Source organism: Nitrospirillum guanabarense, from assembly GCF_034653355.1.
In the GTDB taxonomy this organism is placed as follows: domain Bacteria; phylum Pseudomonadota; class Alphaproteobacteria; order Azospirillales; family Azospirillaceae; genus Nitrospirillum.
Window position 1 is genome coordinate 505719 of sequence record NZ_JAYEER010000004.1, and the last position, 17719, is coordinate 523437.

Consider the following 17719-nt stretch of genomic DNA (forward strand, 5'->3'; position numbering starts at 1 on the left):
TTCGTGAGTGACTGGTAAAGGCCGTTCACGAAGCGCGAACGGATGAGGCCGGTCTTGGCGGCGGAACGCGGGGTGCAGCAGGGGGCCGACGCCGGGGTCGCGGGAAAGCGGCCGCCGGGCAGCCTTGCCGGCATTATCGCCTTCGACCTGCCCGAATGGATGCGCAGTTGGGGCGGGGTCGTGGCCCTGTCCCTGGTGCTGGCCATGTTCGGGCCCTATGGCACTTTCCTGTCCATGGACGCCGTCTCGCGCGTGACGTTCTGGTGCGCGTCGGCCTTGGGCATCGCGGCCATGGTGCGGACGGCCCATGCGGGCTTGCGCCGCTGGCCCATCGCGGCCGCCTGGCCCGCCTGGCAGCGGCGCGGGGTGTCGGCCCTGGTCGCCTCCCTGCCCGCCACGCTGTGGATCATCCTGCTGTTCAGCCTGTGCGCCAAGGTTCCCCTCGGCGCCTTGCATTTCTGGCGCACCTGGCCGCAGGTGATCGTGACCAGCATGGTCTTCGCCATCATCCTCGGCCGCCGGGACCCGTTGGCGCCCCTGGCCACGGCACCGGCGCCCGAGCCGGTCGCGTCCCCACCGGCTGCGGTGGCGCCGGACCCCGACCCCGACGTGGCGGCGGCCTTCCTGGCCCGTGCCTGCCCGCGTCTTTGCGACGCACGGCTTCTGGCGCTGGAGGCCGAGGACCACTATCTGCGGATCCACACCGACCTCGGGTCCGAGCTGGTGCTGATGCGCCTGCGGGACGCCATCGCCGAACTGGGGGAGGGGCTGGGGATGCGGGTCCACCGTTCCTTCTGGGTGGCGCGCGCGGCGGTGGCGGAGGCCACGGTGCGTGGCCAGGCGGCGCAATTGCGCCTCAGCGACGGAACGGTGGTGCCGGTCAGCCGCACCGCCCTGCCTCGCCTGAAAGCGGCCGGCTGGTTGGCGGAAAAGGATTAGGCCCGGCGAAGGCCGGGGAACGAGAAGGGGTGATAGCGATGACCATGCGTGTCCTGGTCCTGGGCGCCGGCGCCACCGGCGGCTTCTACGGCGGCCACCTGATGCAGGCGGGGGAGAACGTCACCTTCCTGGTGCGGCCGAAGCGACATGCCCAGCTGATGGAAAACGGCCTGGTGGTGGTCAGCCCCCAGGGCAACATCGTCAGCCCGGTGCAGGCCGTGACCCGCGTCAGCAAGCCCTTCGACCTGGTGCTGCTGTCGTGCAAGGCCTACGACCTGGACGCCGCCATCGAGACCATCCGCCCGGCGATGGGGCCGGAGACGCGCATCCTGCCGGTGCTGAACGGCCTGAACCACCTGGATCGGCTGGACGCCGCCTTCGGGGCGGAGCGGGTGATGGGCGGCCTGTGCCACCTGACCATCACCATGGACCCGGACGGCACCATCCGCCATCTGCACGCCTTCAACCGCCTGACGTTCGGCGCCCGCCACCCGGCCCAGGCGCCCCTGGCCGACGCGCTGGCCCAGGCCTATGCCCGGTGCCCCATCACCGTGGTCAACAGCCCCGACATCGTCCATGACATGTGGGAGAAGTTCTACTTCCTGGCCACCTTGGCCGGCAGCACGACCTTGATGCGGGCCCCTATCGGCGCCATCCTGAAGGCGCCGGACGGCCTGGCCTTCATCACCGGCCTGCTGGAGGAATGCACCAGGGTCGCCACGGCCGCCGGCCACCCGCCCAGCGCCGAACGCGACGCCGAATCCCGCTATCACCTGACCAAGGAGGACAGCAGCCTGTCCGCCTCGATGATGCGCGATATCGAGAAGGGCGGCCCCACGGAGGGGGAGCACATCGTGGGCGACATGCTACGCCGGGGCCGCGACCTGGGTCTGGACCTGCCCCTGCTGACCCTCGCCACCACCCATCTGCGGGCCTATGAGGCGCGGCGGACGGCTTCCTGAGGCCACGGCTCCTGCGCGCCAAACCGGCGGATGCCGGCGCCCGACCTCTCGGGGGAAACAAAAAAGCCTCGGATCATCCTCCGGGGCTTTTTCATCACTGCAGCATGGGCGTGCCGGTCTCTATCTCCACCAGCGCCGCCAGCATGGGCACGGCGATGTCCTTGCGCTGGGTGTCGCCGCTGTTGCTGCGCTCCGCCGCCGACAGACCGGCCAGGTAGGTGTTGCGCCAGCGTTGGTCCTTGAACAGCAGTTTGTCGGCGCGGGCGCGCTGGGCCAGGATCAGGGGCTTGGGGTCGGTGCCGACGGACAGCAGCTTGTCGATGCGCCCGGATAGGGCCTCCGCCTGCTTGCGGTCGCCGGTCTTCAGGGCGTCGGCCATCAGCTGGACGAAGGTTTCCGCCTTGATGTCGGTGTCCTGCACCTGCTCGGCGTAGGTGGTGGCCAGCTGCATCTCGCCCCGGGCGCCCAGGCGGCCCAGCACGGCGGGGATGGTCCAGGGGCTTTCCTGCTGCACGGTGCGCAGGAGGCCCAGCGCCAGGTTGGGGTCGCCCAGGTCGCCGGCGGCCACGGCCAGCTCCGGCGCGCAGCAGTTGCCCTTGCGGTCCTTGAAGCGGCTGAACTGCTCCTCCACCGTGTTCAGGAACATGGTGTGGGCGCGGGCCACGTTGCCGGCCTTGTAAAAGCCTTCGGCCACCAGGCCTAGCTCCCAGGCGCAGTTGTTGGCCTGGGCGTATTCCGCCGCCTCTTCCACCAGCTTGCCCGCCTGGCCCTTGTCGCCCTTCCAGATCAACGCCTGACTGATGTCGGTCAGGTTGTAGATGCGGGTGGAGCAGTCGTTGATGCGCCGGGTGATGTCCAGCGCCATGTCCACCTCGCCCGTCAGCGACAGGGCGCGGCCCAGGAACAAGTCGCGGCCCGTGTCCGTCACCGGCGGGGCGCGGCGGAAGGCGGCGATGAAGGGGGCGATGATTTGCTTGGTGCGGTCCTTGTCGCCCAGGTGGTAATGGGCGACGGCCAGCGACAGCCAATCCCAGCGCGGGGCGGTGATGGGATAGTCCACCGGCTGGATCAGCCCCTCGATGCGATAGAGGAAGCAGCCCGTGGACTGGGCATCATTGCAGGCCAGGCTGCGGATGCGCGACTTGAAGTCGTTGTAGTCGAAATCGCCCACGAACTGATTGGTGGACAGCTGCACCGCCAGCGGGCTTTCCGGGCTTTGCACCAGGATGTTGGACAGCAGCTTGTCCGCCTGCAGCAGCAGCCTGGTCTGGTCCTGCAGGTCATAGCTCTGGTCGGCCTTCTTGATGGCCTCCATCGCCTGGACGAATTGGCGGTTGGCCATGGCCTGGGCGTCGGGCAGCGTCTGGTTGCCGGCCAAACCCGGAATGGGCTGGGCGCCGGCCGGCGCCGCCGGCGCCAGGACCAGCGTCACGGCCAGAATGGGGGCCGCCAAGACCGAAAGACCCGGGAAGCGGCCCCGGAAATGAGAGGAACCCACGGCAACACGCTCAACGACGGACATAATTCACAACCTGGCGGACGCGGGGCAGTTCGCGGGCGTGCTGCAGCACGGCCTCAAGCTCCACCCCGCTACGGGCGACGCCCATGATGTAGACCACCTGGTTGACGGTTTCGATGCTGTAGTTGCTGGACCTGACCTGCCCGTCCAGCAGCAGGGCCGCCCACAGCTTGGTGCTGATCCAGGCGTCGGTGGCGCTGTCGGACAGGCTGCTTTCGTCCGCGATCTTGATTTCATTCAAAACTTTGCGCACGCCGTCGGCCTGCCAGGCCAGGCGCACCGCGTCCACCCGCATATCAGGGTCGCGGGCGTTGCCGGTCAGCAGCACCTCGCCCCGGTCGACCGTGACGTTCAGGCGACTGTTCATCTCCGGGCTTTTTTCCTTCCAAAGCCGATGAATCTGCTCGTCGATCTGACCGTCGGGCACGGCGGGCGCCTCGGCGGCGGCCTCGGCCCGCTGGCGGGCCAGCTCCGGCGATTCGCGACCCGGCGACTGGCACCCGGCCAGAAGCGATCCCATGGCCGCCAGCAGCAGAAGGGCGGGGCCCCTGACGGGGTGGCGCTGGCGGATGGTGGTCGCGGAGGTCATAAGCGATGCCCTGGTCCCTGTTCTTCAGAAATTCGCGTCGGCAAGCTATAGGCGAAATCAGGCGAAAGTAGGGGAGGCGAGCAGCGTCGCCAATTCCCGCGCGAGGATGCCCGCGATGCGTTTTCGCTGGCCCGGATCGCGCAGCAGCGTCTCGTCCTGGCGGTTGGACAGGAAGCCGGTCTCCACCAGCACGGACGGGATGTCCGGTGCCTTCAGCACCACGAAGTTGGCGGAGCGCATGGGGTTTTCCAGCAGGCGCAGGTCGCGCCCGGCGCCGCGCACGATGCCCTGGCGCGCCGCCAGCGACGCCGCCTTGGTGCGGCGGGTAGCCAGATCCATCAGGATGTCGGCCACCACCGGCTTGGTGTGCTTCAGGTCCAGGCCCAGGCGGTCGGCGTAGTTCTCCTTGTCGGCCAGGGCCTGGGAGAAGGCGTCCGACGCCTTTTCCGACAGGGTGTAGGCGGACAGCCCGCGCGCGTTGCCGTTGGGGGCGCTGTCGGCGTGGATGGACAGGAACAGGTCGGCCTTGGCCTCGCGCGCCACGTCCACCCGCTCCCCCAACTCAAGGAAATGGTCGTCCTCACGCGTCAGACCGGCGTTCAGGCCCTGGGTCTTGCGCAGCTGCAAGGCCAGTTCCTTGGCCAGATCCAGGGTCACGTCCTTCTCATAGGTGCCTTCGTGGCCGATGGCGCCAGGGTCCTTGCCGCCATGGCCGGGGTCGATCATCACCAGGCGGGGGGCCCGCGACGCCGGCGCCCGGGCGGCCGCGTTGATCAGATGCTCGGCCTGTCCCGGGCGGACAAGGCCGCTGACGCCCAGGAACGGTATTCCGACGGCAAGCCGGAGGATGGCCCTGCGATCCATGAGACTAAATCCGCCCGAATGAACTGCTTGAGAATCGTGCTTTGGTGTGCGGTGCCGTTCCGCGACGCAACCATGCGATGCATGCCGCCGCGCCCGGAAAGCCCGGACCTTTCCGCATGCGGTATGTTTGACCCGCGCCTTGCCGTATCGCAACAAAATCTTGGGGGGAGACTCGAGAAACATGGGCAGGTGTTGCGGCCGGATGACGGCCCGGGCCGGCCCCAGGCCGTCGCATGGCCCCCGCCGCCGCCCCGGGGGTGTGCCCCGTCAAAGGGGCGTGCTAGAACCGGGGAAGGCGCGCCGCCGCCGCGGCGCCGTTCCATCATCGTTCATGCGGGAGCCTGACTGCCATGCCGTCCTTCGACATCGTTTCCAAGACCGACAAAGCCGAGGTGGACAACGCCGTGGCGGGCGTGGTGCGGGAACTGGGCCAGCGCTTCGACTTCAAGGGCGCCAAGTGCACCATCGAGCACAAGGACGACGTCATCACCATCGTGGCCGATGACGCGCCCAAGCTGTCCCAGATGCAGGAAATGCTGAAGGTGCACCTGACCCGGCGCAAGCTGGACGTGGGCTGCCTGGACTGGGGCGACGACCAGCGCGCCGCCGGCGACGCCCGCCGCCAGGAGGTCAAGGTGAAGCAGGGCATCGACAAGGAACTGGCCAAGACCATCGTCAAGGCCATCAAGGACAGCAAGATGAAGGTCCAGGCTTCCATCCAGGGCGACGAGCTGCGCGTCAGCGGCAAGAAGATCGACGACCTTCAGGACGCCATCCGCCTCGTGAAGGGCCTTAAGATCGAGCAGCCGCTGCAATACGAGAATTTCCGGGACTGATCCCGGGGGGCGGGGCGGGCGCGTGGCCGGTGCCGGCGCCTGTTCCGGTTTGCCCGGTTCCCGTTCCATTTTGCAGGGCATCGACCACCAGGCGCTGCAGGCGCGGCGGGGCGATGGGCTTGTGAACCACCACCACGCCGGCGGCGGTGGCCTGTTCAATCAGCTGGGGATCGGTGTCGCCCGTCACCAACATGCCGCCGACATCCCCGCCATAGCGCTTGCGGATGTCGGCGATGATGTCCATGCCACGCCGGTCGCCCGGCAGGCGGTTGTCGGAAATGACCAGGCGCGGGGCCATGTCGGCCTTGTCCAGCCCCTCGAACAGCGCTTCGGGCGTGGGGGCGGCCAGGGGCACGCAGCCCCAGTCCTCCACCATGGCCTCCAGCGCCGCCAGTTGCAGCGGGTCGTCCTCCAGCAGGGCCACCAGCACGCCGCTGGGCTGCTGATCCTTCGACGGTTCCTCGACCGGCTCGGGACCGGGGGCGGCCGCCACGGGCCGCGCTTCCGCCACCAGGATGGGGCGGGGGGCGGGCGCCCGAACCGTTTCGGCCAGGGGCAGGGTGATGGTGAAGCCGGACCCCCGGTTGGGGGTGGAGACGACGGTGACCGTCAGGCCCAGCAGGGTGGCCGTTTTCTTGACGATGGCCAGGCCCAGGCCGAGGCCGTGCTGCGCCTCGCGCTTGGGCTGCCCGCCTTTGGCTTGGGTGGTCGGGGTGCCGGCCGCGGTCTCGCCCCGGTAGAACTCATCGAAGATGAAGGGCAGCTGGTCGGCCGGAATGCCGCAGCCGGTGTCCCACACCTGCAGCTGCACCGAGGTGCCCCGGTGCCGGCAGCCGATGAGGATGCCGCCCTTGCGGGTATGGCGCACGGCGTTGACGATCAGGTTGCGCACCATGCGGTCGATCAGCACGGGGTCGCTGTCGACCTGGGCGGTGGTGGGGACGCAGCGCAGCCTGACGCCGTTGGCGGCGGCCAGGGGCCGGAACTCGCCCGCCAGCCGCTCCATCACCGTGGACAGGGCGAAGCGCGTGGGCGTGGGCGTGACGGTCGCGGCCTCCAGCGCGGAGATCTGGACCAGGGCGTTCAGCAGATCCTCGGTGGCGTCCAGCGATTCCGTCAGCTTGGTCGCCAAGTCGCGCTGGGGGGCGTCGGTCAGCCGGCTTTCCAGCAGGTGCAGGAACAGGCGCATGGCCTGGAAGGGCTGGCGCAGATCGTGGCTGGCGGCGGCGAGGAAGCGGGACTTGGCGCGATTGGCGCGCTCCGCTTCCGCCTTCACCGCCTGCGCCTCCGCCAGGGCCACGGCGCCGCGGCGGGCCGCCTCCAGCGTGATGTCCAGGCCCAGGCCGACGATGCCGGTGACGCGGCCGTCCGCCTCGCGGTGGGGCTCCAGCACCAGGTCGTACAGCCGGCTTTCCGTTTCCCCCGGGATTTCCAGGCGGAACATGTGCCGCTCGCCCCGGCCGGTTTCCAGGATGCGGCCCTTGATGGCGTGCAGGGTGGTGAAGCCCTCCGCGCTCTTGCCGCGGCCGTTGCGGATGTCCAGGTCGGTCAAGCCCAGCACGCCGGGGCCGAAGGCCGCCACGGGTCCCTTCGCCCAGACATAGCGCAGGTCGTTGTCCTGCACGAAGGCCAGCAAGGGAGCGGGCGCCGACAAGCGGTTCAGCAAGGCGTTCTCCGCTTTCAGGGCGGCGTTTTCCGCGCGCAGACGGGCCAATTCTTCCCGCTGCTTTCCCTGCTCCCGGCCCAGAATGCGATTTAACATGGCCCCGACCAGACGTTTTACTTGGCAGGCCCCGAGTTAATCCTCTTTTAGGCCAAAAGCGAAGTGTGCCCTTGGGCGTAGGCCCCCAGGGGGAGGCCATCCGGCAGAGATGCCAAAGGGGAAGGCGCCGTTCCATAACCCTTTGGTACCTATCGACTTGCTCATCCCCATAAGGCGGGGGGTGGCGGGGCGGCGATGGTATCGTCGTACCGCATCCCGGGCATTCGGTCGCGGGCCAGCAGCAAAGGCCCGTCCAGATCGACGAAGGCCGCCCCCTGGGCCAGCAGGTGGGCCGGCGCCATGGAGAGCGAGGTCGCCACCATGCAGCCCACCATGACCCGCAGGCCCGCCGCCTCGCAGGCCGCCTTCAGGGCCAGCGCCTCGGTCAGGCCGCCGGTCTTGTCCAGCTTGATGTTGGCCACCTGGTAGCGGCCGATCAGGGCGTCCAGGCTGTCCAGCCCGTGCACCAATTCGTCGGCGCCCAGCGGGATGGGGCAGGCGTAGCCGGCCAGGTCGGCGTCGCGGCCGGCCGGCAAGGGCTGTTCCAGCAACTCCACCCCCAGGCCCGCCAGCGCCGGGGCGTAGCGGCCCAGCTGGTCCAGGGTCCAGCCCTCGTTGGCGTCCACCATGAGGCGGGACCGCGGCGCGCTCTCCCGCACCGCCGCCACCCGCTCCAGGTCGCCCTCGCCCGTCAGCTTCAGCTTCAGGAAGGGGCAATGGGCGGCGGCGCGTGCGGCGGCGCCCATGTTTTCCGGGGTGTCCACCGACAGGGTGTAGGCGGTGGCAAGGGGGACGGGCGCCGCCGTCAGGCCGGCCAGGCGCCAGGCGGGAACGCCCGTCCGCTTGGCCTCAAGATCCCACAAGGCGCAGTCCAGGGCGTTGCGGGCCGCCCCCGGCGGCAGACGGCTTTGCAGGTCCGCCCGGGTCAGGCCGGCGGCCACGGCGGGCGCCAGCGCCTCCAGGGCCGCCATCACGCCGGCCACCGTCTCGCCATAACGGGCATAGGGCACGCACTCGCCCCGGCCGGTGACCTCCTCGGTCGTCACCTCCGCCACCACCACATGGGCCTCGGTCTTGGCGCCGCGGGAGATGCGGAAGGTGCCACGGATGGGAAAGGTTTCGGCACGAACGGTCAACGAGCAGGGCATAGGGATAGGCCTCAGGCGAAAGGTGCCGCCGGCGGCGGGGCGCGGCAACATAACGCTTCGCCACGGCCGACACGATCCGGCATTCTCCGGGACGGCGGGATGGTAGTCGAGGGTTGGGTGGTTATGGAGGATGTGCGGCGCAAGCCGATGGTCTGGCATGAGGCGGCGGCCGCGTTCCGCGAGGTCCTGTCCGATCCCGGGCGTACTGTGCGTTTCGCCGGCATGCCGGCCCTGGTGATGATGGCCCTCTATATCGTTCTGGCGCTGACCCATCCCCGGCCGGTGGATCCCGCGCTGGAAGACGCGTGGGAGAACGAGGTTCTGCCCTTCCATCTCATCCCCATGATCTTCAACGCCTGGTTCTTCATCCGCATGCAGGTGTGGTGGGCGCGCTGGGTGCTGCAGGCCGATGACGGGGTGGGCTTCCTCAGCCCCAGCCTGGGCCGGCGGGAATTGACCTATCTGGGCTGGGTGCTGGCGGCCATGGTCAGCGCCTTGCCGGTGGGGCTCTTCCTGCTGCCTTCCCTGCGCTTGATGGATGGCGCCCTGGTGGCGCTGGACATGGAGATGCCGGAATTGGTGGCGGGCGGCCTGTTCGTGCTGGTGGCCCTGCCACTGGTGCTGATCATGATGGGCATCTTCGGCCGCCTGATGGTGGGGGTGGTGCCCGTGGCCGTGGGCGGCGCCGCGTCCTTCCGCCTGGGCTGGATCGCCACGCGGGGCCTGTCCGCGCGGCTGACGGCGCTCAGCCTGCTGACGGTGTTGCCCTCGTTCATCACGCCGTTGTTCAGCCGGCTGACCGATCCGGTGGAGATCGCCGCCAGCTATGCCGTCAGCGTTGGCCTCTATGGCGTGGGCTGGGGCGCCTATGCCGTCATGCTGGCCCGCTTCTATGGCCTGACCCTGGGCCGCACCCGCCGCCAGGCGCCGGTCGCGGCGCCGTCTTGATGGCGGTTCCGCCCCCGGGGTTCAGCACGTCGGTTGCTGGCCCAGGCTGGGATGATGGACCACCATCAGGCGACAGAGGTCGGGCCGTTCCACCCGCAGGGTGGCGCCGTCGGGCCAGGTGATTTCCAGCAGGTCGACCAGCGTCAGTTCACCCAGGCCGAAATGGGCCACGGGTTCGCGCTGGTAGGGGCCGCCGGATCCGCTGGTGATGCTGCGCAGCTGGCGTCGGCCGCCGGCGGTCAGGCAGACGGTGGCGCCACGCGCGGGCGCGCCGCCCGCCGTCAGCGGCAGGACGCGCAGCCAGTTGTTCCCGGTGGGGGAGGCTAGGAACAGCGACAGGGGCTGGGCCTCACCGTCGCCGTGGCCCAGCAGCAGCTCCAGCTGGCCGTCGCCGTCGATGTCGGCCACCACGGCGGCCGTGCCCAGCCCCTCCGGCTCGGCGGCGTCGCCCACGTCGATGGACACCCAGCGGTCCTCCCGCCAGGCGAACAGGCGGTTGGGCTGGCCGTGCATGTTGAAGAACAGCTCCTCATAGCCGTCATTGTCGAAGTCGGCGGCGATGACGGCGCCCACGGGACCCGGCTGCGCCATCTCCGCCGGCGTCACATCGACGAAGCCGCCGCCGGCGCGATGTTGGAACAGGCGTTGCGGCCCCTGAAGGTTGCCCAGCAGCAGATCGACCAGCCCGTCGCCGTCGGCGTCCAGGATGGTGGCGGCGCTGGCGTCGGCGACGGGGTCGTCCAGCCCCACCTCGTCCGCGATCTCCTCGTACTGGCCGCCGCCCAGGTTGCGGAACAGCAGGTTGGGGCCGTTGGCGCAACCGACGAACAGGTCGGGCAGGGAGCCGGTGAGGCAGGACCCCAGCAGCAGGCGGGCGTCGGCCTCGATGTCCAGGCCGGCCTCCTCCGCCACCTCGTGCAGGCGGCCGCGGCGGTCCAGCTCGAACAGCTGCAAGGGCACCCCCTGGCCGCCGACCACGATGCTGTAGCGGCCCGTGCCGTGGCGGTCCAGGCAGGCCAGCGCCGTCCCGGCGGCGCGGTTGGCGGCGGCGAAGTTTTCCGGCAGGGACGCCAGGTCGACCCAGCGGTTGCCGAAGCAGGCGAACAACCGGTCGGGCGTGGGCACGGCGCCCGCCGCGACGGGTTCGTTCAATATGTAGAGCTCTTCGCGGCCATCGCCGTCCATGTCGGCGAACAAGGCCGCCCGGGCGCACGCCCTGGCATCGGCCAGGGGCCCCGCCGGATGCTCCACCAAGGCGCCGCCATCCCAGCTTAGCACCCGGTTGGGCGCATCGGCGCAGGTGACGACGAAATCGAAGCGTCCATCACCATCTATGTCCCCCACCGCTATGCCGGCACAAGATATAGGGGGGTTAGGAACGATGAGGTTGGAGCACGCGATGAACATCAGGCGACCCTCCAGGGCATCGGGCGGCCCCTTTCAGGCAGGTTCCGCACCGTCATTAACCATGGCTGGCGGGCAGGATACCCCATGCTGGCCGCAGGATGCCTGGGCTTTTCGGACGCAATGGAAAAATGCCCTTCGGAGGTACAAAAAATCCATTGGCGTCCTGTCACGATTTGGTAGGATCAGCCCTCGTTGCCGCTAGATGTGGTGTCCGGTCCTCGGTTATCCACAGCGCAATTCATACACAGCCTGGGGATAAGTCATGCGGGACGGAGACGTTTTCGGCAGGATTCAAGTTGCTAACCGTCCGGCGGTCGTTGTGGATCATTCCCGGGACGATCTGCTGACGGCGTTCGGCAAGGCCACCTTGACCGATCGCTACCTGCTGCCCGGTGAAAGCTTCCAGGATCTGTTCGCGCGCGTGGCCAGCTACTACGCCGACGACGCGGCCCACGCCCAGCGGCTGTACGACTATATCTCCAAACTGTGGTTCATGCCGGCCACGCCGGTGCTGTCCAACGGCGGCACCTCGCGCGGCCTGCCCATCAGCTGCTTCCTCAACGAGTGCAACGACAGCCTGAAGGGCATCGTCGACCTCTGGAACGAGAACGTGTGGCTGGCCTCGCGCGGCGGCGGCATCGGCAGCTACTGGGGCAACCTGCGCTCCATCGGCGAGAAGGTCGGCGGCAACGGCAAGACCTCCGGCGTCGTGCCCTTCATCCGCGTGATGGACAGCCTGACCCTGGCCATCAGCCAGGGCAGCCTGCGCCGTGGTTCCGCCGCGACCTACCTGCCGGTCTCCCATCCCGAGATCGAGGAATTCATCGAGATGCGCCGCCCCACCGGCGGCGACCCGAACCGCAAGGCGCTGAACCTGCACCACGGCGTGGTCATCCCCGACGCCTTCATGCGCGCGGTCGAGGCCGATGACGAGTGGGCGCTGACCAGTCCCAAGGACGGCTCCGTCATCCGCCGCATCTCCGCGCGCAGCTTGTGGATCCGCATCCTGACCGCCCGCATCGAGACGGGTGAGCCCTACCTGCTGTTCATCGACCATGTGAACCGCGCCATGCCGGAACACCACAAGCTGGCCGGCCTGTCGGTGAAGATGTCCAACCTGTGCAGCGAGATCACGCTGCCCACCGGGCTGGACCAGCTGGGCAAGGAGCGCACGGCCGTCTGCTGCCTGTCGTCCCTGAACCTGGAATATTTCCTGGAGTGGCAGGACCATCCCACCTTCATCGAGGATACCCTGCGCTTCCTCGACAACGTCATGAGCGACTTCATCGAGAAGGCGCCGGACGACATGGAGCGCGCCCGCTATTCCGCCATGCGCGAACGCTCGGTGGGCCTGGGCGTCATGGGCTTCCACAGCTTCCTGCAGAGCCAGGGCCTGCCCATCGAGGGCGTGATGGCCAAGGTGTGGAACAAGCGCATGTTCGCCCACATCAAGCGGCAGGCCGACGAGGCCTCGCTGAAGCTGGGCCGCGAGCGCGGCGCCTGCCCGGACGCCGCCGACTACGGCTCGGAGGAGCGCTTCTCCAACAAGATCGCCATCGCGCCCACCGCCAGCATCTCTATCATCTGCGGCGGCGCCTCGCCGGGCATCGAGCCGGCGGCGGCCAACGCCTTCAACCACAAGACCTTGTCCGGGTCGTTCTCGGTGCGTAACAAGTACCTTGAGCAGGTGCTGGCGACCTACGGCCGCAATGACGAGGACACCTGGTCGTCCATCACCCTGAACGGCGGTTCCGTCCAGCACCTGGACTTCCTGTCGGACCTGGAGCGTGATGTCTTCAAGACGGCGTTCGAACTGGACCAGCGCTGGCTGATCGAGCATGCGGCCGACCGCACGCCGTTCATCTGCCAGTCGCAGAGCCTGAACATCTTCCTGCCGGCCGACGTGCATAAGCGCGACCTGCACCAGATCCACTTCCAGGCCTGGAAGAAGGGCGTGAAGAGCCTCTACTATCTCCGCTCCATGTCCATCCAGCGGGCGGAGGCCGACATCGGCGCCGTCGTGGCCAAGAAGACGGAAGCGAAAGCCAGCGCCCCGGCGGCCGTGGAAACCAACAACTATGAGGAATGCCTGGCTTGCCAGTGAGCCGTTGATCCACGATCGATGGCTCCAGGGGCCGGTCTTCCTGGATCGGTCCATTGATGCTGGCGGGGAAGTCGCATGCGGGTTGTGAAGGCACTGGCCAGGGTGGCCTTGGCGGGCGCCCTGGGGTTCGGCCTGGCGGGATGCGGGGGGCATGACCTGCCTGTGAACCCCTACCTGCAACTGGTGCCGGTCAGCCCGTCGGGGCAGATATTGGGACCGCCCTCGGGCAGCCAGCTTCAGTACAAGGCGGTGCTGATGCTCTGGTTCCACCAGACGGACGCCAACCACGATGGCGTGCTGACCCGGGATGAGGTCATCGCCGACGCGGACCGGCAGTTTCGACCTGTTCGACCTGGACCACGATGGCAGCATCACCTCGGCCGAGTTGGAGAAGTACCGCCTGACCCAGCCTTTCCGGCCGCAACCGCATCCGGTGACGCCGCTGTTGGGCGCCCAGGAGCGCGCGGTGCAGCCGGATTCGGTGGAGGCGCTGCCGAACGGGGCCAGTTACCAGGGATCCCGGGTGCGCCTGCAGGTGGGCCTGGACCCGGTGATGTCGGCCGACACCGATAGCGATTTCCGGGTGACCCGCGAGGAATTGCGCGCCCAGTCGCTGCGCAAGTTCGACAAGTGGGACGCCGACCACGACGGCAAGGTGACCGCCGATGAGTTCCTGGCGGCGATGATGGCGCCCTTCGAGGCGCTGACGAAGTCGTCAGGTTGGTTCTGAGCTTTCCGCTCTTGCAGATTCTTTTCACCAACGACGTTTAGACGAACGGATTTCGCCCGTGCCCAGCCAGCTTCTGACCCCGAACCCTGTCTACAAGCCCTTCCGCTATCCGTGGGCCTATGAGGCCTGGCTGACGCAGCAGCGCCTGCACTGGATGCCGGAGGAGGTGCCGCTGGCCGACGACGTGAAGGATTGGCGCCAGAAGCTGTCGGACGGCGAGCGCAACCTGCTGACCCAGATCTTCCGATTCTTCACCCAGGCCGATGTCGAGGTGAACAACTGCTATATGAAGAAGTACGCGGCGGTGTTCCAGCCGACCGAAGTGCAGATGATGCTCTCGGCCTTCTCCAACATCGAGACCATCCACATCGCGGCCTACAGCCACCTGCTGGACACCATCGGCATGCCCGAGGTCGAGTACTCCGCCTTCCTCCACTACAAGGAGATGAAGGACAAGTACGACTACATGCAGGAATTCACGGTGGACAACCCCGCCAACATCGCCAAGACCCTGGCGGTGTTCGGCGCTTTCACCGAAGGCCTGCAGCTGTTCGCCTCCTTCGCCATCCTCATGAACTTCCCGCGCTTCAACAAGATGAAGGGCATGGGGCAGATCGTGACCTGGTCGGTGCGCGACGAGACGCTGCACACCCAGTCCGCCATCCGCCTGTTCCGCACCTTCGTGGCCGAGAACCCGGAGATCTGGACGGAGGCGTTCCAGAAGGAGCTCTACGTCGCCTGCTCCACCATCGTGGCGCATGAGGACGCCTTCATCGACCTGGCGTTCGAGATGGGTGGCGTGCAGGGCCTGACGGCCGAGGACGTCAAGCAGTACATCCGTTGGATCGCCGACCGCCGGCTGGTGCAGCTGGAGCTGCAGCCCATCTACCGCGTGGAAAAGAATCCGCTGCCGTGGATGGATGTCATGCTGAACGGGGTGGAACACGCCAATTTCTTCGAGAACCGCGCCACGGAATACAGCAAGGCCGCCACCGGCGGCAGCTGGGACGAGGCGTTCGACTGACCGCCCCGGTACGGGCGCGGCTCATTCGGGGGTAAGAAGGCGCCGGTGTGACATCGGCGCCCTTTTTCGTTTTAGGATGCCGCCCAGTGAGGACGGCTTGAGAGAAGCGGGGCGGGGCGTGAGTGACGACGGCCAAAAATTGATGCTGGACGGCCGGTGGACCGAGGCGGCGGCCCACTATAACGCGGTCGTGACGACGGCACCGGGCGACGTGGCCGCCTGGACCCACCTGGGTGTGGCGCTGCTGCAGCTGGGCTATGCCGAGGCGGCGGTGGACGCCTTCCGTCGGGGCCTGGCCGTGCGGGCGGATTTCGGGCCGGCCCTGGCCAATCTGGGCGTCGCCCTGCAGCGCCAGGGCCAGGTGGTCGAGGCCATCGAGGCTTATTGCGCAGCCATTGCCGTCCAGCCCCACAACGCCCAGTTGTTCGTGAACCTGGGCAACGCCCTGATCGACGCGGGCCGGCGGGCCGAGGCGATGGCGGCCCACCAACGGGCGCTGGAGCTGCGGCAGGTCCAGCCGGCGGCGGACGGCCAGCGGGAGAACGGCCAGCGGGCCGGACAGCGGGACAAAGCGGTGGAGCTGAACACCACCGGCAACGACCACTTCGCGGCGGGCCGCGCGCAGGCGGCGCTGGACGCCTATGCCCAGGCCCTGGGCCTTTGGCCCGACTATGCCGACGCGCAGGGCAACCTGGGGAACGCCCTGCGGAGCCTTGGCCGCCTGGGGGACGCCGTCGCCGCCTATCGTCGGGCGGTGGAGCTGGCGCCGGATGACGCCGGGCACTGGTGCAACCTCAGCATGGCGTTGCAGGCCAGCGGCGCGTCGGCGGAGGCGGCGGACATGGCGCGGCGGGCCCTCGCCCTGCGGCCGGACATGGCGCTGGCCCACGCTTGCCTGGGCGTGGCCCTGCGCGACCTGAAGGAGCTGGAGGCCGCCATCGGGTCCCTCCGGCAGGCCTTGGCCTTGGACGGCGGCCTGTCCGACGCCATCCACGCCCTGTCGGGCTGTCTGGTGGAACGGCAGCGCTGGGACGAGGTGGAGGCGCTGGGGCGTCAGGCGCTGGCCCGCGACCCGCGGTCCGTCGATGCCCGGGTCTGCCTGGCGGTGGCCCTGCAGGGCCAGAACCGCCTGGAGGAAGCGCTGGACACCGCCCGGCAGGCGCTGGAGCTGCAGCCGGGCAGCGAGCTGGCGCTGGGTGTGATGGCCGCCGCCCTGCATGGGCTGGACCGCAGCGGCGAAGCTATCGCCGCGGCGGTGCGCGGCTTGTCCGTGGCCCCCGACAACGCCGACCTGCACAATACGCTGGGCGTGGTGCTGCTGGACGCCGGCCGCGTGGCGGACGCCCAGGTTTCGTTGCGGCGGGCCATCGCGCGCAAGCCCGATTTCGTCACCGCCCACGTCAACCTGGGCATGGCCTGCCTGCAGATGGGCCAACTGGAGGAGGGCTGGGCGGAATATGAGTGGCGCCTGCGGGAGGGGCACGAGACCCGGCTGTGGGACGTGATGCCGGAACGGGCCTGGCAGCGGGGCGAGGACCTCACCGGGCGCACCCTGACGCTGCACACCGAGCAGGGCATGGGCGATCTGATCCAGTTCAGCCGCTATGCCGACCGGCGCTGGTGGGGTGGGCCGGGTCGCTCGGGTCCCCCGGCCCGCATCGTGCTGCGCACGCCGCGCGGCCTGGCGGAACTGGTGTCCAGCGTGCCGGGTGTCGACGGGCTGCTGGTGGATGATGAAGTGCCGGCGACCTGTGACGTCCACGCCCCCTTGCTCAGCCTGCCCCACATGCTGGGCACGACGCTGGCGACCGTGCCGGCGGCGACGCCCTACATGACGCCTCCGGCAGCGGCCCTGGCTCGCTGGCGCGCCTGGTTCGCGGCGGAGGACGGCGGCGCCGGCCTATCGTCGCCCGGCCTGCGGGTGGGGCTGGTCTGGTCCGGCAATCCCGGCCATAAGGGCGACCGCCACCGGTCCATCCACCAGCTGGCGGCGCTGAACCCGCTGTGGACGGTGCCGGGCGTACGCTGGTACAGCCTGCAGGTGGGGCCCCGCGCGGGCGACGTGGGGCAGATGCCGGCCGGGCGGGTGAAGGACCTGTCCGCCCACCTGACCGATTACAGTGAGACCGCGGCGGTCATCGCCAACTTGGACCTGGTGGTCGCCGTCGACACGTCGGTCGCCCATCTGGCGGGCGCCCTGGGCAAGCCGGTGTGGCTGCTCATCTCCAACCGGCCGGATTGGCGATGGATGCGCGACCGGACGGACAGTCCCTGGTACCCCACCGCCCGGCTGTTCCGCCAGACGCGCATGAATGACTGGTCCGGCCCGATGGCGGCCATGGCGGCGGCGCTGGCCGAGCTGGCCGCCCGGCACAGCGTGCCGGCGTCGCGGCAGCAGGCGTTCCGTCGCCTGTTCGGAGTCTGATTCTGCAACCACCGCCCTTGGTATGAGGCTAGGGAGCCTCCGCCGTCAGGTGTTGGACAGGGACATGTCAACGATACGGCAGCCAACGCTATCGATGCCGCCGAACAAGGTGACGACTTTTCCGGACAGATAGCCGGACAACAAGGCCGACGAGTACAAGGTGTAATTGGCATCGGTGCGGCTGAGATAAATGCCGTTGGGGCAGTTTTGCACCTTGGCGTCCAAATTGATGATCATGCCGTAGCTGTTGGAGGCGTTGGCCATATAGATGGACGTGATGTGTCCGATGCCAACGAAGTCCCAAGCCCATGCCTGGGTTGGAAGGGCGATCGCCAAGAGCGCCAGCGCGATTTTCTTCTTCATGGTATCCCCGATACGCGATCTTGTGGCCAATTCAGACCACCGTCAGTACCAAGGGCCGGCATTTCGGACAACTACGCGAGAGTGTTTGCGTTGGTTGTG

15 protein-coding genes are annotated in these 17719 nt (G+C 68.5%); 8 read left to right on the top strand and 7 right to left on the bottom strand.

Annotation, left to right across the window (positions count from 1 at the left end; genetic code table 11):
- Positions 1-42: 42 nt before the first annotated feature.
- Complete coding sequence (locus UAA55_RS20300; protein ID WP_322954970.1) at positions 43-939, top strand: LytTR family DNA-binding domain-containing protein; 897 nt, start codon at positions 43-45, stop codon at positions 937-939.
- A 38-nt stretch (positions 940-977) separates the two neighbouring features.
- Entirely contained in the window at positions 978-1901 is a 924-nt protein-coding gene (panE, locus tag UAA55_RS20305) for a 2-dehydropantoate 2-reductase (RefSeq protein ID WP_322954972.1), read from the top strand.
- A 94-nt stretch (positions 1902-1995) separates the two neighbouring features.
- Here the strand turns inward: panE and UAA55_RS20310 are convergent, their stop codons facing one another.
- Genes UAA55_RS20310 through UAA55_RS20320 form a run of 3 tightly spaced genes read right to left on the bottom strand, consistent with a single transcriptional unit; the run spans position 1996 to position 4873 of the window.
- Complete coding sequence (locus UAA55_RS20310; protein WP_322954974.1) at positions 1996-3354, bottom strand: hypothetical protein; 1359 nt, start codon at positions 3352-3354, stop codon at positions 1996-1998.
- A 55-nt stretch (positions 3355-3409) separates the two neighbouring features.
- The gene (locus UAA55_RS20315) at positions 3410-4009 is read right to left on the bottom strand and encodes a BON domain-containing protein (RefSeq protein WP_322954976.1); all 600 of its coding nucleotides are present in this window, start codon (positions 4007-4009) and stop codon (positions 3410-3412) included.
- 57 nt (positions 4010-4066) lie between these two features.
- Positions 4067-4873, bottom strand: a complete 807-nt coding sequence (locus UAA55_RS20320) for an N-acetylmuramoyl-L-alanine amidase family protein (protein WP_322954978.1) — start codon at positions 4871-4873, stop codon at positions 4067-4069.
- A gap of 350 nt (positions 4874-5223) precedes the next feature.
- Between UAA55_RS20320 and UAA55_RS20325 the strand changes: the two genes are divergently transcribed.
- Positions 5224-5709 (top strand): YajQ family cyclic di-GMP-binding protein, encoded by a 486-nt coding sequence (locus UAA55_RS20325; protein ID WP_322954980.1) that lies wholly within the window; start codon positions 5224-5226, stop codon positions 5707-5709.
- Here UAA55_RS20325 and UAA55_RS20330 read toward each other — a convergent pair.
- Both UAA55_RS20330 and dgcA read right to left on the bottom strand, forming a co-directional pair.
- On the bottom strand, positions 5666-7471 hold the full coding sequence (locus tag UAA55_RS20330) for an ATP-binding protein (protein ID WP_322954981.1): 1806 nt from the start codon (positions 7469-7471) through the stop codon (positions 5666-5668). The two genes, UAA55_RS20325 and UAA55_RS20330, sit on opposite strands and share 44 nt — an antisense overlap.
- A gap of 161 nt (positions 7472-7632) precedes the next feature.
- Complete coding sequence (gene dgcA, locus UAA55_RS20335; RefSeq protein WP_322954982.1) at positions 7633-8619, bottom strand: N-acetyl-D-Glu racemase DgcA; 987 nt, start codon at positions 8617-8619, stop codon at positions 7633-7635.
- 99 nt (positions 8620-8718) lie between these two features.
- Between dgcA and UAA55_RS20340 the strand changes: the two genes are divergently transcribed.
- Entirely contained in the window at positions 8719-9567 is an 849-nt protein-coding gene (locus UAA55_RS20340) for a hypothetical protein (protein WP_322954983.1), read from the top strand.
- A 21-nt stretch (positions 9568-9588) separates the two neighbouring features.
- On the opposite strand, the gene UAA55_RS20345 is transcribed toward UAA55_RS20340, so the two are convergent.
- Positions 9589-10911 carry a CRTAC1 family protein gene (locus UAA55_RS20345; RefSeq protein ID WP_322954984.1) on the bottom strand — a complete coding sequence of 441 codons (1323 nt, stop codon included), beginning with the start codon at positions 10909-10911 and terminating at the stop codon, positions 9589-9591.
- A gap of 325 nt (positions 10912-11236) precedes the next feature.
- On the opposite strand from UAA55_RS20345, the gene UAA55_RS20350 reads away from it, so the two are divergent.
- The 4 genes from UAA55_RS20350 to UAA55_RS20365 all read left to right on the top strand — a co-directional run bounded on the left by UAA55_RS20350 (position 11237) and on the right by UAA55_RS20365 (position 17257).
- On the top strand, positions 11237-13078 hold the full coding sequence (locus UAA55_RS20350) for a ribonucleoside-diphosphate reductase subunit alpha (RefSeq protein ID WP_322954985.1): 1842 nt from the start codon (positions 11237-11239) through the stop codon (positions 13076-13078).
- A gap of 307 nt (positions 13079-13385) precedes the next feature.
- Positions 13386-13808: an EF-hand domain-containing protein gene (locus UAA55_RS20355; protein ID WP_322954986.1), complete on the top strand. Its 423-nt coding sequence runs from the start codon at positions 13386-13388 to the stop codon at positions 13806-13808.
- 58 nt (positions 13809-13866) lie between these two features.
- Entirely contained in the window at positions 13867-14832 is a 966-nt protein-coding gene (locus UAA55_RS20360; protein WP_145613829.1) for a ribonucleotide-diphosphate reductase subunit beta, read from the top strand.
- Between the two features lie 118 nt (positions 14833-14950).
- On the top strand, positions 14951-17257 hold the full coding sequence (locus UAA55_RS20365) for a tetratricopeptide repeat protein (protein WP_322954987.1): 2307 nt from the start codon (positions 14951-14953) through the stop codon (positions 17255-17257).
- Between the two features lie 45 nt (positions 17258-17302).
- On the opposite strand, the gene UAA55_RS20370 is transcribed toward UAA55_RS20365, so the two are convergent.
- On the bottom strand, positions 17303-17620 hold the full coding sequence (locus UAA55_RS20370; RefSeq protein ID WP_322954988.1) for a hypothetical protein: 318 nt from the start codon (positions 17618-17620) through the stop codon (positions 17303-17305).
- Positions 17621-17719: the final 99 nt, after the last annotated feature.